This window comes from Methyloglobulus sp., assembly GCF_046714055.1.
Lineage (GTDB): Bacteria > Pseudomonadota > Gammaproteobacteria > Methylococcales > Methylomonadaceae > Methyloglobulus.
The window spans coordinates 1-14,844 of sequence record NZ_JBKKBJ010000213.1; the positions used below are offsets into that span (position 1 = coordinate 1).

At 47.4% G+C, this 14,844-nt stretch carries 18 protein-coding genes, 1 other RNA gene and 1 pseudogene; 12 read left to right on the forward strand and 8 right to left on the reverse strand.

The window, feature by feature from the left end; genetic code table 11:
• The first annotated feature begins 714 nt into the window (after positions 1-714).
• From ffs to ACLQ6D_RS12920, 8 genes are all read left to right on the forward strand, one after another.
• An RNA gene (ffs, locus tag ACLQ6D_RS12885) (signal recognition particle sRNA small type) lies at positions 715-811 on the forward strand.
• 36 nt (positions 812-847) lie between these two features.
• Complete coding sequence (gene dnaX / locus ACLQ6D_RS12890; protein ID WP_411727715.1) at positions 848-2,452, forward strand: DNA polymerase III subunit gamma/tau; 1,605 nt, start codon at positions 848-850, stop codon at positions 2,450-2,452.
• An 18-nt stretch (positions 2,453-2,470) separates the two neighbouring features.
• Complete coding sequence (locus ACLQ6D_RS12895; protein ID WP_411727716.1) at positions 2,471-2,794, forward strand: YbaB/EbfC family nucleoid-associated protein; 324 nt, start codon at positions 2,471-2,473, stop codon at positions 2,792-2,794.
• 1 nt (position 2,795) lies between these two features.
• On the forward strand, positions 2,796-3,392 hold the full coding sequence (gene recR / locus ACLQ6D_RS12900; RefSeq protein ID WP_411727717.1) for a recombination mediator RecR: 597 nt from the start codon (positions 2,796-2,798) through the stop codon (positions 3,390-3,392).
• 120 nt (positions 3,393-3,512) lie between these two features.
• Entirely contained in the window at positions 3,513-4,394 is an 882-nt protein-coding gene (locus tag ACLQ6D_RS12905; protein ID WP_411727718.1) for a restriction endonuclease, read from the forward strand.
• Between the two features lie 15 nt (positions 4,395-4,409).
• Complete coding sequence (locus ACLQ6D_RS12910; RefSeq protein ID WP_411727719.1) at positions 4,410-4,748, forward strand: histidine triad nucleotide-binding protein; 339 nt, start codon at positions 4,410-4,412, stop codon at positions 4,746-4,748.
• Between the two features lie 646 nt (positions 4,749-5,394).
• On the forward strand, positions 5,395-5,835 hold the full coding sequence (locus ACLQ6D_RS12915; protein WP_411727720.1) for a universal stress protein: 441 nt from the start codon (positions 5,395-5,397) through the stop codon (positions 5,833-5,835).
• Between the two features lie 91 nt (positions 5,836-5,926).
• Entirely contained in the window at positions 5,927-6,358 is a 432-nt protein-coding gene (locus tag ACLQ6D_RS12920) for a TM2 domain-containing protein (protein ID WP_411727722.1), read from the forward strand.
• 187 nt (positions 6,359-6,545) lie between these two features.
• Here ACLQ6D_RS12920 and ACLQ6D_RS12925 read toward each other — a convergent pair whose 3' ends face one another.
• The 7 genes from ACLQ6D_RS12925 to ACLQ6D_RS12955 form a co-directional block, all read right to left on the reverse strand.
• Entirely contained in the window at positions 6,546-6,749 is a 204-nt protein-coding gene (locus tag ACLQ6D_RS12925) for a cold-shock protein (protein WP_411727723.1), read from the reverse strand.
• A 144-nt stretch (positions 6,750-6,893) separates the two neighbouring features.
• Positions 6,894-7,304 carry a CBS domain-containing protein gene (locus ACLQ6D_RS12930; RefSeq protein ID WP_411727724.1) on the reverse strand — a complete coding sequence of 137 codons (411 nt, stop codon included), beginning with the start codon at positions 7,302-7,304 and terminating at the stop codon, positions 6,894-6,896.
• Positions 7,301-7,651 carry a P-II family nitrogen regulator gene (locus ACLQ6D_RS12935; protein WP_411727726.1) on the reverse strand — a complete coding sequence of 117 codons (351 nt, stop codon included), beginning with the start codon at positions 7,649-7,651 and terminating at the stop codon, positions 7,301-7,303. Before ACLQ6D_RS12935 ends, ACLQ6D_RS12930 begins: the two co-directional genes overlap by 4 nt.
• 8 nt (positions 7,652-7,659) lie before the next feature.
• Positions 7,660-8,439 (reverse strand): DUF1538 domain-containing protein, encoded by a 780-nt coding sequence (locus ACLQ6D_RS12940; RefSeq protein WP_411727727.1) that lies wholly within the window; start codon positions 8,437-8,439, stop codon positions 7,660-7,662.
• Positions 8,436-9,167: a DUF1538 family protein gene (locus ACLQ6D_RS12945; protein ID WP_411727728.1), complete on the reverse strand. Its 732-nt coding sequence runs from the start codon at positions 9,165-9,167 to the stop codon at positions 8,436-8,438. Before ACLQ6D_RS12945 ends, ACLQ6D_RS12940 begins: the two co-directional genes overlap by 4 nt.
• A gap of 151 nt (positions 9,168-9,318) precedes the next feature.
• Entirely contained in the window at positions 9,319-9,990 is a 672-nt protein-coding gene (locus ACLQ6D_RS12950; protein ID WP_411727730.1) for an alpha/beta hydrolase, read from the reverse strand.
• 41 nt (positions 9,991-10,031) lie between these two features.
• Positions 10,032-10,445: a GFA family protein gene (locus ACLQ6D_RS12955; protein ID WP_411727732.1), complete on the reverse strand. Its 414-nt coding sequence runs from the start codon at positions 10,443-10,445 to the stop codon at positions 10,032-10,034.
• Positions 10,446-10,627: 182 nt separating this feature from the next.
• Between ACLQ6D_RS12955 and ACLQ6D_RS12960 the strand changes: the two genes are divergently transcribed.
• From ACLQ6D_RS12960 to ACLQ6D_RS12970, 3 genes are all read left to right on the forward strand, one after another.
• Entirely contained in the window at positions 10,628-10,777 is a 150-nt protein-coding gene (locus ACLQ6D_RS12960; RefSeq protein WP_411727733.1) for a hypothetical protein, read from the forward strand.
• Positions 10,778-10,857: 80 nt separating this feature from the next.
• Complete coding sequence (gene ribA, locus ACLQ6D_RS12965) at positions 10,858-11,463, forward strand: GTP cyclohydrolase II (protein WP_411727735.1); 606 nt, start codon at positions 10,858-10,860, stop codon at positions 11,461-11,463.
• Positions 11,464-11,496: 33 nt separating this feature from the next.
• On the forward strand, positions 11,497-11,640 hold the full coding sequence (locus tag ACLQ6D_RS12970; protein WP_411727736.1) for a hypothetical protein: 144 nt from the start codon (positions 11,497-11,499) through the stop codon (positions 11,638-11,640).
• Positions 11,641-11,709: 69 nt separating this feature from the next.
• Here ACLQ6D_RS12970 and ACLQ6D_RS12975 read toward each other — a convergent pair whose 3' ends face one another.
• Complete coding sequence (locus tag ACLQ6D_RS12975; RefSeq protein ID WP_411727738.1) at positions 11,710-14,139, reverse strand: tetratricopeptide repeat-containing protein; 2,430 nt, start codon at positions 14,137-14,139, stop codon at positions 11,710-11,712.
• A 481-nt stretch (positions 14,140-14,620) separates the two neighbouring features.
• Here ACLQ6D_RS12975 and ACLQ6D_RS12980 point away from each other — a divergent pair.
• Positions 14,621-14,844: pseudogene (locus ACLQ6D_RS12980) on the forward strand (IS481 family transposase); the annotation flags it as partial.

Here is a 14,844-nt window from a genome sequence, read left to right on the forward strand (position 1 = left end):
CACGCGAGAGTTATTCCGCAACGGCTGGGATTAGCCCATGATAAAACGCAATCGGGGTAGGCCGCCGATTGCAGGCCGGTATCGCGCGGTGTTGGCGGGGGGCGGGGGCGTGTGCCGACGGGAATGCCGCCAAGCCAAGGGTTGAACGGCGTTTGCAGGTTGGGAATGCGCTTTTGGGGTATAGTGATGCTTTATTTGCGGCAGGGCTGTTCGCCAGGGCAGGTTGCTGGCATACTTAAAAGTGTGCATAAAGGCCAACCTAGCTTACAGGTCCCACACCAGATGCATTTGATTTTAAGCAGCACCATGCCGTGATATTTGCACTTCAACCTTGAAACCGCTCAGTGATGAAAGAACTCATATTTTGGCATAAATACCTAGTCCACAGTACAAAATCACTTTTCTTTGGCTTTGTTGACAGAAAAAAGCCTGGCTTTCCTGCCAGATTACAAGTCACTTGCTGGACGTTGTGGGTTTCTAGCCGTACTGGATATACTGAAATACAGCCTGAGTCAGCGGAGAAACTAAAGTTAACGGGATTTCAATTGATGCTCGGACAGGGATGAGCGGCGCTGTAAATAAGGCTAGAAATTCTTACAATTTAGTTCTGTGCAGAAATCGCACCATCATTAAGTTGTAATATTATAGTGATTCAACGATAATGTACAGCCTTGAGCCAGTACCCAGTACGGCTGAGAATTTTGATGGTGATCGTGTTGGTCTTCCCGCAACGATACGCTGTAAACCCCGCCAGGCCCGGAAGGGAGCAACGGTAGCAGCAGATTCGTGTGCCGGGATGCGGCTGGCATGGTCGCCGCCCACTGTGTCATTACTTTATGAGCCTGCAATGAATTACCAGGTTCTCGCCAGAAAGTGGCGTCCTTCTAATTTCACCGAAGTCGTTGGGCAGGATCATGTTGTCAAATCGTTGATGAACGCTTTGCAACACGACCGCTTGCACCATGCTTATCTATTCACCGGAACTCGTGGCGTAGGTAAAACGACGATTGCCAGGATTCTGGCAAAAGCCATCAATTGCGAAAATCTACGGGATTTTAATCCTTGTGGCGAATGTATTGTCTGTCGTGAGTTGGACGAAGGCAGGTTCCTGGATTTAATCGAAGTGGATGCCGCGTCCCGCACCAAAGTCGAAGATACCCGCGATTTGCTTGATAACGCCCAATATGCGCCCAATTTCGGACGATACAAGGTTTACCTGATCGACGAAGTCCATATGCTGTCGGGACATAGTTTTAATGCCTTGTTAAAGACGCTGGAAGAGCCGCCCCCGCACGTAAAATTCCTGTTGGCGACTACAGACCCGCAGAAAATTCCGGTTACCGTCTTGTCCCGGTGCCTACAATTCAATCTCAAGCGCTTGTTGCCAGGGCAGATTTTTGCCCAGATGGAAGACATTCTCAGGCTGGAACAGATCGAATCGGAACCGCTGGCCTTGCAATTATTGGCACGGGCCGCCGATGGCAGCATGCGGGACGGCTTGAGCTTGCTCGATCAAGCGATTGTGTTTGGCGCTGGCAAGGTGACTGCGGACGATGTTAACGCCATGCTAGGCACAGTGGCCCAGCGACCCGTTGAGGACATGCTCAACGCATTGGCTGACTCAGATGCAAGGGCCATCCTTAACAAAATAGGTGAGATAGCCAATATTCAAGCTGATTTCAGCTCGGTGCTACAGCAGGTTTTGCAGGTTTTGCATCGTATTGCCTTGGTTCAACACATACCTGGCGCAGTTGATCATGAGTTTGATCGTGAAATGATTGCGGCCTTATCCCGCCGCTTAACGCCGGAGGATGTGCAGCTTTATTATCAAATCAGTTTGCTTGGGCAAAAAGATCTGGACTTGGCCCCTGATTCCCGCATGGGTTTTGAGATGGTCATGCTACGCATGTTGACCTTTAAGCCTGTTGCCGCAGAACCTATGCGGATAGAACCGAAGCAACCGGCACAACAAAATTCAACAACTAAACATCAATCGATTATGCAAGTTGAACAGATAAAACCACTTGGGGTTGTTGCTGAAAAAATTGCCCAGGAATATTCAGGAGAAGGAAACCGTAATCACAGTTGGATAGACATGATCGCAATCATGAAGCTTGAGAGCCTAACCAGGGAATTAGCCAACAACTGCGTATTGGAAAGGTTTGATGATGATGCCTGTAAATTGCTCCTGGATGCCAGCCATAAACATTTGCTGTCACCCATCCGGGAGAAAAAATTACAAAAGGCTTTGCAAGATTATCGGGGTACACCATTAAAACTGGTGATAAATATCGAACGGGCAGCCATAGCGACACCTGCGGTACAATCGGCTAAAGACAAAGAAGACAGGCAACAGGCAGCGGTTGATGCCATTAATTCGGATGCCAACATTCAGGCGTTAAAAGAACATTTTGATGCCAGGGTAATGCCCGATACTATAGAACCTGTGTAACAGAGAGGAGATTAAGATATGAAAAATGCACTGGGCAACATCATGCAGCAAGCCCAAAAAATACAGGAAGAGTTAAAAAGGGCGCAAGAAGAATTGGAAATGCAGCAAGTGCTCGGAGAATCGGGCGGCGGTTTGGTGACCATTGTCATGACCGGGAAACGTGAAGCCAGAAAGGTTACCATCGACGCATCGCTGGTCGGCGAAGACAAGGACATGCTCGAAGACATGGTGGCTGCGGCGATTAACGATGCCGTCAATAAAGTGGGCAAAATGAAAAAAGAGAAAATGGCCAAGATTACCGCCGGTCTGCCGATACCTCCCGGATTCCAAATGCCTTTTTAAAATGCTGAAAAAAGGCTTGCTTGGACAGTTAACGCAAACTTTATGCTGTTTGCCGGGCGTTGGCCCCAAAACAGCCCAGCGTATGTCCTTTCATTTGCTACAGCGAGACCGCAACGGTGCAAAAATACTGGCTGAAACGCTGATCGAAGCCTTGGAAAAAATCGGCCATTGCCAGGTGTGCCGTACCCTCACAGAGCAAAGTATCTGCCAGGTTTGCGCTGATAAGGTTAGGGACAGTAGCGTGGTTTGCATCGTTGAAAGTCCTGCCGATGTTTGGATTATTGACCAGGCGACCGTTTTTAACGGGCATTATTTTGTCTTGCATGGCAGGTTGTCACCCTTGGATGGCATTGGCCCGGATGAGCTGGGTCTTGACATGTTGGAGCAACGCATGTCATCTGGGACAATTAAGGAGTTGATCCTGGCCACCAATTCAACCGTGGAAGGCGAAGCGACCGCCTATTTTATTGGTGAGTTGGCAAGAAAACATCAAGTCCAAGCCAGCCGAATCGCCCACGGCGTGCCGATGGGAGGTGAGTTAGAGTTCATTGACAGCGGTACTTTGGCCCATGCTTTTAATGGGAGAAACACGTTATGACGATGACCCGCAGAATTCAACCGTTGCTTTTTTCCCACTTGAATTTAACCTAAAGCAAAACGTTAGGCTGATATTAGTGGTTTTTTGACTGTTGATTGGTTATTAGGAACGTAATAATAAATGGCAAGAAAGAAAACAAATAATGCCTTGCCTTCTTTTGATAAACTTATTATTCCTACAGTTAAGGCAATTCAAGAACTGGGTGGCTCAGGTTCAATAAAAGAAATCAATAGCAAGGTTTATGCGATTGCTGCAATATCGGATGACATGCTACAAATTCCTCATGGCGACAAAGGAACAATGAGTGAAATTGAATATCGGCTTACATGGACTAGAAATTATCTTAAAAATTTTGGGTTGCTTGAAAACTCATCACGGGGTATTTGGGCATTATCAAAGGCAGATATTGATGTAACTAAACTTGACCACGTAGAAATTGTTAAAGCGGTCAGGGATCAAAACAAATCAACACTGCCACCAAAAATCAAAACCTCGTCAGAAAAAATAGAGCAAGAAATCACTGAAGAGGTTGATAACACCGAAGAATGGAAAGAAAAATTACTTAATACGCTTTATGACATAACACCCGCAGCATTTGAACGACTCGCACAGCGGTTATTAAGGGAAAGTGGTTTCTTCCAAGTTGAAGTAACTGGAAAAGTGGGTGACGGTGGAATTGATGGAAAAGGAATTGTTAGGGTAAGCGGCCTTTTAAGTTTCCATGTCAACTTTCAATGCAAGCGTTATAAAGGTTCTGTAACACCCAGCCAAATAAGGGACTTTAGAGGCGCTATGCAAGGCCGGGCAGACAAAGGGCTTGTAATAACAACAGGAACATTCACTAGAGAAGCCATTAAAGAAGCGACTCGAGATGGCGCACCGCCTATCGACTTAATAGATGGTGAAACGCTTTGTGAGAAATTGAAAGAATTAAGGCTCGGTGTAGAAACAAAATTAATCGAGTCAGTTGAAATAAGAGATGAATGGTTTAATAGTTTGTAAAATTGAGGAAAATGTATGACTGATTGCCTGTTTTGCAAAATGGTTGCCGGAGACATAAAACCGGATGTTGTTTTCGAAAACGACCATATTTTGGCGTTCAGGGACATTAACCCGCAAGCTCCTGTCCATATCCTCGTAATTCCCAAAAGCCATATTTCAACCTTGAATGATCTTGATGATGCCCAGTTGGGAGGGCAGATATTACAGGCAGCCGTCGAGCTGGCTAAACAAGAAGGGTTGGCTGAAGACGGTTACCGGACGGTATTCAATTGCAACAGTAATGGCGGCCAGGCTGTTTACCATCTACATTTGCATCTTTTGGGTGGACGTCAATTGGGCTGGCCTCCGGGTTAGATAACCATCACTGGGCTACTCTTGATTGCCGTGGCAATGCGCCGGATCAGGGCGGCTAAAAAGAAGGCTATGTCATCGTTAATTATGGAATTTTCATCCGCTGTTTAGGAGTTACGCATTGATAGGCAATATAAACTATGGAGATTAAAAATACCGCAGCCACCGGAAGGCCAACCCTTGATAAGAGAAATAACGCGTCCCCCAACAGCCCATTGCACCTTGCCAATGTACATAGGGTTCCTATTGGGCGAACCCAACCAGGCGAGATGCCGACGCTTGGGGGGAAGTGATAGCGATTTAACACGATAGCGTAAACCGATTTTTGCACCGGGAGGCTTATACAGGCTGCGGTGTATACGGCGAAGCCAGCCCGAGTGAACTTAAAGGGCGACACCTTGAGCGTGGATAACAGCGTATTGGACAATAGTTTCAAATATTGCCAACTGCGTGAGTGGTGAATTAGCCATCTGCAATCTCAGTTTAAATCAAAACTTTTACAAGTAAGTGTTTGCGATATACTGGCAGGTAACGGCAAGAAGTGGTTAAGGTTTCGGTATATGCTTTGAGTTGTTGTGCTTAGCAGATTCTGGTCGTATGATATTTTTTCATTCCGAGCCGATCATGGGGCGTGAAAATAGGAGGCATCATGGAGGGTTATAAACATATATTATTAGCGGTTGATTTTGAACCGGTAGAGATCGTTGCCGACAGGGCAAAAGCGCTGGCAGAGACCTATCAAGCGGCGCTCAGCATTATTCATGTGGTGGATAACATGCCTATTCCTGATACGGGTTACGGCCTGGATACTGCTTTAGACGTGGATCTGACGGGTGAAATGATTGATGCGGCGAAAAAACAACTGTCCGGTCTCGCTAATAAATTAGGGGTAGAAGAAGACCGGCTTTGGGTGGGGTTGGGGAGTCCAAAACTGGAAATAACCCGGATTGCTGAGGAAAACCAGGTAGATTTAATCGTAGTCGGTTCTCACGGGCGGCATGGTTTGGCGCTTTTGCTAGGGTCAACCGCTAATGGCGTACTCCATCACGCCAAATGCGATGTACTGGCGGTGAGGCTAAAGGATAATTGATGCCCATCTGTTGTAAGGTGGGGTGTGCCGTGCCGTGGAGTCTAATCAATAAAAGCAAAAGGGCTCCAGTTTAAAGATAAGGCGAATAAAAGTGATAGGAGTCATAAAAGATTACGATCCTGAAACACAGGCAGGATCGATAAGCAATGGTAGAGAGGTTTTTCAGTTCGAGATCAAGGACTGGATTGCAGGTGCGTCACCCGAGCAAGGCGACCAGGTTAAGTTTGATATCAGGGGTGTAAAGCCTTGCAACATTAATCTCTATGCCGCTACGCTAGACAAAGGGGGAGCAGTCAAACGCAAATACCTTGCGGTTTTTTTGGCATTTCTTTTCGGTTATGTAGGTGGGCATCGGTTTTACCTGGGCTATTATCGCATTGCCGTTACCCAAATAATCGTAAACACTTTGCTTATAGTGGTTGCCGGTTTACCCGGCTATGCTATCCTCTGGGGGTTTGTTGAGGCAATTTTGATTTTAGGTGGGCATATCGACAAAGATGCCCAAGGTAGACCGCTGAAATAAAGTTCAAGATGAATTGGGATTATTGATTCGGCCTTGTGAAGTATTAACTCCGTTCGTCTTGAGCCTATCGAAAGGCAAGTAAGCTTCGACAAGTTCAGCCCGAATGGTTTCAAACATTATGGGGTCGAATCAATAATAAAAGGACTTTGTGATTACCCACAAAGCCCTTTTTTATTCGGGATGCCGCTTATTTAGGCACTACATCCACTGCGGTTAAGCCCTTTGGCCCAGTTTCAATTTCAAAACTGACGGACTGACCTTCAGTCAAGGTCTTGAAACCTGCGCCTTGTATTACGGAATGATGGACAAAAACATCTTCACCACCTTCAGAAGGGGCAATAAATCCAAAACCTTTGGTGTTGTTAAACCACTTTACAGTGCCTGTGGCCATATCGAAAACTCCTAAATTAAAAACTGACGGTTAACACAGAACGACAACATTGATAACCGGGCAACCATTTATAGCGGCAGTACCTTCTCAACATCCCATTTCTGGTCGGGCGCTATTGTACTGATATTTTTCGCTAGATGCCATTTATTGAATGATTTTGTACAAGCCATCCAACACCAACGAATTCGGACTGACGATCCCGACCACCGTGCGGTTCTCGATAACCGGGGCACGTATGAGGTTATAATCGGCGAACAAACGCGAACAATAGCGGATGTCCATCTCAGGATGGACTGAGATCACGGGTTTGCTCATGATTTCATAGACATTGACCCGATTCGGCGCACGGTCTTTCGCCAATACATGCCGGGCAATATCCCCAGAGGTAATCAAGCCATATTCATCATCCTCATGGCGTTTGTTGACAACCAGGACGGCTGTCTTGAGGGATTTCATTTTTTTTAGCGCATCATCGATGGTGGCAATGCCGTCTATCGTGCCGAAATCGGTTTTCATGACATCCTTCACACGGATGACAGTGCGGTTTTCGATCATAATTTGTCCTCAAGTTCATGGGTTAATTCTTCAACCTGGTGCATGACGCCGATAGCATCTTCAACATCAATTTGAAAAGCGATGCCCGTGCCGGGTTTGCTGTCAAATTCTCCCGCTTTGGCTATTGTTTCCAGAATATGCCGACAGAGACGTTCCTCAACCAAAAATAACAACACGTCGCGTTGAGTGTCCAAGGTCAGGCCAAAAAATGTTTTCGATTGCTTGATGCCTTCGCCACGGGCATGGTTGATGACGGTTGCGCCTTTTGCGCCGTTAGCACGGGCGGTATCCAGTACCAGATCGGTCTTGTCATCTTCGACGAAGGCAATGATTAATTTAAAGTGCATAGCGTCCCCTAATGTTTTGATGGAAGATTTTGTTTATTCAGCCAGTGGGCAATTTGTGCGTAGGCCAGCACGGCAATAATGGGAAACAGGCTGGCAAAGGCAATCAAGCCAAAACCATCCAACACCGGGTTGCGGCCGGGTATGACTTGAGCTAGGCCCAATCCCAGTGCCGTGACCAGCGGTACGGTTACCATGGATGTTGTCACTCCGCCAGAATCATAAGCCAGGCCAATAATCATTTTAGGTGCAAACAGGGTTTGTATCAGCACGACAACGTAACCTGCGACAATAAAGTAATAAAGCCCTGTCCCCGTGACAATCCGGAAAGTCCCCAGGGCTAAGCCAAAACCGACACCGATGGCAACCGCAATGCGCAACCCCCAGGAACGGATAGCGCCACCGGAAATTTGCTCGGCTCTAACCGCAACAGCAAGTAAGGCGGGTTCGGCCAACGCAGTGGCAAAACCGATGCTGGCAGCAAACACATAGGCCCAGGAATAAGTTTGCCAGGATACGGCTTGGGCGAGTGGATTAATGCCTAAAAATTCAGGGGTGGTCAACTGGGATGCCATCAAGCTCCCAAGCGGGAATAAGGCCATATTCAGGCCTTCCAGAAAAAAAGCAATGCCCAGTAAAACATATAAAAAACCTATCAGCGTTTTTTTGAGATGGGGTAGGGGCCTACGAATGACCAATAGCTGAAAACCGGTGATGGTAGCGGCAATAGGCAAAATATCCCTACAGGTTTCCAGAAGTTTCAGTGCGAAACGGATAGTCCATTCAATCATATAAGCATCCCGAAAGCCATGACAAAAACCATTGGTGTCAATGACGCAAAGACGACTAGCCCGAAGCCGTCTGTCATCGGGTTGCGGCCTTTAATGGCAGTGGCAAGGCCCACGCCAAGGGCAGTCACCAGCGGCACGGTAATGGTCGAGGTGGCGATGCCGCCTGAATCATACGCTATGCCAATGATCTCCGCAGGTGCAAAGGGTGTCATGACGGCCACGCAGCCATAAGCGCAGAAAACAGGGTAATACACAGGCCAGCCACGGATAATTCTTAAGACACCGATTAAAATAGCAAATCCAACGGACAGGGCGACGGTAATACGTAATCCTAATGCATAGCTATCCCGGGCTATTTGGGTTTGTTCAATGATATTGCCGGTACTGGCTATGTTTGCGGCTTTTTCGGCAACGGCTATCAGCGCCGGTTCGGCAACCGCAGCGCCAAAACCCAGGCAAAATGCAAAGGCCAGTAGCCAGAGCAAACTGCCTTTGCGGGCAAAAGCGTATGCCATCGATTCACCAAGCGGGAACAGGCTTTGTTCCAGCCCCTGAATAAACAGGGTGAGACCAAGAACGACAAAGAGCGTGCCGATCATTAAATTGGCAACATCAGGCACAGGCTGCCGGATAACCAGAATCTGAAAAACCAAGACCACGGCAAGAATCGGGGCCAGATCCAGAAAACTGCTAAACAGCCGTTTGGCGAAAGGGTTATTGGTAAGCATCTAACAGGTTGTTGGTGGTAGTGAGATGATCTTTAATCAACCGTGCTTTTGGGGAACTGATTAATTTTGTTAACCAAAAGTAAACAGCGTTTACCTTTAGTGACCGCTGAAAAATCCAGGATGGAACTTGTCAGTGTTTCCTTAGCGGGAACTAAACAAAAATCGAATTCATAAAAACCGAAATGTGACTGATTTCTTCGGCACAAACGGAATGTTCCATCAAATAATCATGCCATTCGATGTTATATCCCAATGTTGATAGCTTATCAAACGTTGATTTTCCCGCCTCAATAGCGACAACGGCATCGAGAATGCCATGTGCCATAAACACAGGGTTCGTTTTGCCAGTGCTGGAACCTTCGTTGCTTAGCTGTTCTATGGTAGGCAGATAGGTTGAAAGGGCTAAAATGCCGGCCAATTTTTGCGGATACCTAAGGCCGACATGCAGGGCAATTGTCCCGCCTTGGGAAAATCCGGCCAGCATAATATTTTCCGCCGGTATGCCTTTGTCAATTTCCTTTTGAATAAGTGGGGCAACAAGGTCTGCTGATTGATAAATACCGGTAATATCGACGGTATGTTCTTCTAAAGAAATAGCCAGAATATCGAACCACGCCCTCATTTTCATGTGGTGATTGATGGTGACGGACTGGATAGGGGCATTTGGAAAAATAAAGTGGGTATTGGCCTCAGCCCTTAAATGCAAACTGGGTACAATGCTTTCAAAATCGCGGCCGTCCGCACCCAAGCCATGTAACCAGATGACTGAATACTTGTGGGTTGAAGTGGGTGCAATATTGATAGTACTGAGTTCAGCGCGCATAAAGTGTCCGGGGTATCGAATCAGTTATTACGAATGATAACTTACTTCCAGGAATTACCCTCAAATTTTGGTAACTCAGGATTCATGACATCCCAAGGCTGGGCATCTGCCACCCATATATCCTTTTCCGGCTTATAAATGCTGGGATCGTCGAGCGTGACAGCGGATACCGGCCTGATCTGGGTAAAGGCGCTATTCCTTCCGAATAATGACGTTCCGCACTCTGGGCAAAAACCACGGTACATGGTGTTGCCGCTGGCAGCAATGCTGGCATACTCCTTGTGGTCACCGGTAATGGTAAGGGCAGAAGCAGGCACGAAAAGCGCGGCAAAATGGGGCGCTCCCACGGCCTTTTGGCAAGTTCGGCAATGGCACAACGCCGTACTGACAGGTTTTGCAGAAATCTCGTATCTGACCTTACCGCACAAACAGCCGCCAGTAATTGGGAGTTTCATAAGTGTCCTTCAATCATAAACCGCAATCTTTAGTCCTGCGCGTAAAGTATAAAGTTCAAGCAGGCCCATTGAAAGTAAGCTTACCGAAAACTATTTTGCCAGCAGCATCAGGCATTCTCATTGATGGGAACCAAGTGCGTATTGTAATATGCTGATATTATTATACTGATTGAGGCAATAAAATGACTACCCACGCATGGCATTGCCTGGGCAACCCTTGTGGTTGCCCAGGCAATTCCCGAGCTTATCCGGGCAACCTCTTGTGGTTATCCGGGCAGGCACAAGGCCTGCCCCTACGCAGCGCGGGAACATCAAAGCTGACTGATTTTTAAACACACCCAACACAAAAAATAGCCAAGGTTGCCTGTCAAATTAGGTAAAATAACAAAGAATTTTCAGACTAGCCCTATCCGTGAAGCCACACCTAGACGATTTAGTACAAACGCCCATCCCCACCCGGTACGGCGAATTCATCCTGCACTATTACAGTAACGACATCGACGACAAGGAGCATATCGCCCTGGTCAAAGGCGACGTTGCCAATAGGGAGAACATCCCGGTGCGTATCCATTCGGAATGTTTTACTGGAGATGTGTTAGGGTCAAGGCGCTGCGATTGCGGCGAACAGCTAGCTATGGCGATGCAAATGATTAATGAGGCCAATACGGGAATTTTGATCTATCTACGCCAGGAAGGGCGCGGTATCGGCCTACTGAAAAAGCTGCAAGCGTATAATTTGCAGGATAAGGGGCTCGATACCGTCGATGCCAATATCCATCTGGGTCATCTGGCTGATGAGCGCGAATACAATGTTGCCGCCCTAATGTTGGAAAGTTTACAGGTCAAGTCCATACAACTCATCACCAATAACCCCAAAAAAATAGATGCCTTAAAAAAATTGGGCATTAATGTCGTTAAACGTATTCCGATTGAAGTCGTCGCCCATAAAGACAATCTCGGTTACTTGAAGACCAAGGCCAAGAAAATGGCGCATATATTGTTTGAGCCGAAGAAATAATTTTTTGATTGTTAGTATGCGGATTACGACTGCATGGATGCAGGAGGTAGGGCAACGCACGGAGCGGTTGCCGAGACGCGCAAACCGTTTAACTTTCAGAAAAGTAAGGATTTTCCGCGCGTCGTATTCCGCCATATCGAAGGACACCGCATAGGGCGGATTACGCCGCGCCCATAATGCAATCAAAACGGATAGGCCGTGCATTTGCGCGGCTAATCCGCCCTATGGCCCTTGTTCAAAGTTTACCTAAGATACCGTGTTTTCTAACTTTGCTTGACCTGCTGCGTTGTTACCACGTCCGGGACTTTTCTTATCAGATACCAACTCAAACTTATTACCTGACGGCATCTCGTCTTTATGGACATTATCGAACGGAAGCACCAATGCTGGCAAAGGCGTTCTATTATCTTGCCAGTCCGTCAGATAGATTTTTTTAACCTTAATGCCGGACATAACGGCTTGCTCGACTAAATGACTAATTCCGCCAATACCGAGTTCGCTCTTGTCGTCGTAAAGCACCAGCAAGGTGATTTCAGTATTTTCCCCTAGCTGATTGGCTGCGACTATGGCATGCTGCAACATCCACAAGTTATTACGTCGTCCTACATTGTAGTGCGGCCGGCCTTGTAGCCAACGCGGCAATTCGTTGGAATCCGTGAAACAATTGATCGCCCAGGTTTGGATATTGTCGTCCTGCTTGGCTTGTGGCTCGTTGCGCATTTCGTCAACTCGGCGATAGACTTTAGAAAACTTGTCCACCCATTCTGGCCCTGCTGGTGCAACATAGCGTCCCACGTACCCTGCCTTTGGTAAGGCAAGGCATAAGCGCGTGGGCATGTTAAGTTCGTGGCAAGCTTCGTGGAACAGCAAATCGCCACCGTGCGCGCCAGCAGCCATCCCAAAGGCAATCTCATTTTGCCCATTCGCCGTGTCATGCTTCAGCCCCACTTCTTCTTCAATCGCTTTCCTAATCAAGTCTTTAGCTTCATTGACGCATTCCTTGCGAAAACCGATGCGCTTCGCCTGGGAATCGGGCTGGATATTTAGGCGTAGGCCCGCAAACATAAGGAGTCGTCTGCGAGCCGTAGACCGAGTCTTTTTAATATCGGCGCACTGAAGCATTTCCATCGCACGAGTCACGTTATCGCCAATCGTACCCACAATGCGGGCACCGTTCACGACAGGTATCGTCTCGACCACTAACTTATTTTGCGCTACGCCCCCACGAATTTGAAGCTGCTGGTAAACAGTAAGCGCGCGACACATCGAGAACTCAGAATCGACTGGCGCAAAATGACGGGCATCTGCGTAAAGCTGTGCCACGTATTCTGGTTGATTGGAAATGATACAGGCCACCGACGCAGCCAATAAATTAAACCACGGATCAATTGTGGCTTCACGGCGCAATCGGTCACGTTCCGCCTCAACGGCTAATTCAAGCGTCGCTATCAACTGACCTATGCGGTCATAGCGTTGCGCCTGTTCGGTTTCAGCATCAATCGGACAGGGTTGGATACGCCGCCATACATCGGATAATTTTATGGCCAGTTCCGTTTGTATGACCAGTAAGGTCAAGGCATTCAAGCCAGCATAAGCATTATTGAGATCAGCTTTAAAAGACTCCTCGAATGCTTCATAAGCCCGTTGCAATAAGGGTGAACTGAGTGCCTTGGTCTGCCGTTCGATGTCTAGATTTATTGTATTCCATTGCTTAATCCAGGCTTCTTTCAGGTTTCGGCCATTTAAAGAACGAAGCTGCGATTGCCGGTTCGCTGTCAACGTACCCATACGCGAAACCCGCGCTAGCGCTTGTTCTGAACGTGGCGCATCATTACGGCGCTGATAGATGGTAGATAGAGTTGTGTTCGCCTCAATATCGTCAGGGTAGCGGTTTACGATCAGCTCCCATGTCGCCTTGGCATCGTCGATAAAATTCGCTTCAAACTGCGCGCGCCCGACCTCGCGCAGCCCTTCCGCTTCCCAAAGGCTATCTGCACATTCAACGGCCAGTATGCTTAAGTGTTCTGGCAAGCGAAGATAACGCGCACGTTCCACCTCCTCACGAAACTCTTCCGGCACAGAAATAAACCGCGACCTATCCTCAGCTTCCAATTTCGGCAACAGCTTAAACACAGGGCTGTCGGCCTTATTGGACATGATCGTTCCGCGCAATCCTTCGGTCAGCTTTTCTATGGTTTGTTCGCTATGCTCAAGCAAATCGACCAAATCATAGTCAAAGTATCGGTCAGTCTTAAGGTCAAACGGGTATTCGCTTAAGTTGCTGCGGATAAGGAATGTATACTTATCGCGAAATGCTTGCCTAATGCCCAATTCATAAAACACATTGGCGTTGTGCATAGATAAATCGGCGATAACCAAGTCGGCGGTGATAAGCCGATGGAACATATCCTCACGTATATTGCCCGCGACCAACACGGCGCTGGCCGTTTCGCCACGTATGTTCAACCGACTTAACGCCGGAGCCACCAATAGCTCGTGGACTTTATCGAAATTGATGGCAACTTTCCAATTTGCAGTCTCACCGATTTGCGTCAGGCCACTCAGGACACTTTCTTCATTGATATGGTGGGTTTTAAGCCTCTCGGGCAGGTTAGAAGAACTGACGATCAACTCTTTTACCCCAAAAGGCCTAACGATAAAGGCGTTCAGTGGCATGTGTTACTCCTTAATGAAATTACTGGAACAAAACATAGGCCTTATTATAGATTCGGCCTTTAAATGTTTGAAACCGTTCGTGCTGAGCTTGTCGAAGCACGCACGCCTTTCGACAGGCTCAAGGCGAACGGGAGTTAAGACTTCACAAGGCCGCATCAATAGTTCTTACACGAAACCAAACATCATCTTAATCGAAATCGCCTATGCCCTGCCGCCAACATTACAGAAGATAAGCAATGTCTTATGCGTATATGTAATTTATCAGGAGTAAATTTATTTGTCTGTGAAAAATTTCACTTACATTCAACTCATAAGTGCAATTGCCAAAGGTGCGACAATTTGCCGCATTTCCAAGGTTTAGGTAACTCGTTAGACTATGTCCAGCCTTTGTGTCAGCGCTCATGCTGGAAAGTTTACAGGTTAAGTGTTTAGTCCCACTATTAAGTGGTCTGGTTTATCACCAACTTAAAGAGGAGAAGCGATGGGACAAGTATTACACGGAACAGCCACGACCACGCACGCTACAAGAGCAAAAATACAAGCGTCTGAAGCGGGCATCCGCGAGTTAGCGGAACCGCATAACATCAACCCCAAAACGGCCCACAAATGGAAAAAACGGGACTCCGTAGAGGATCTCAAGTGTGGTGCCAAACCCGGTCAAGGCAGTGTCCTGACCAGCGTGGATGAGGCCGTCACCGTTGAAAC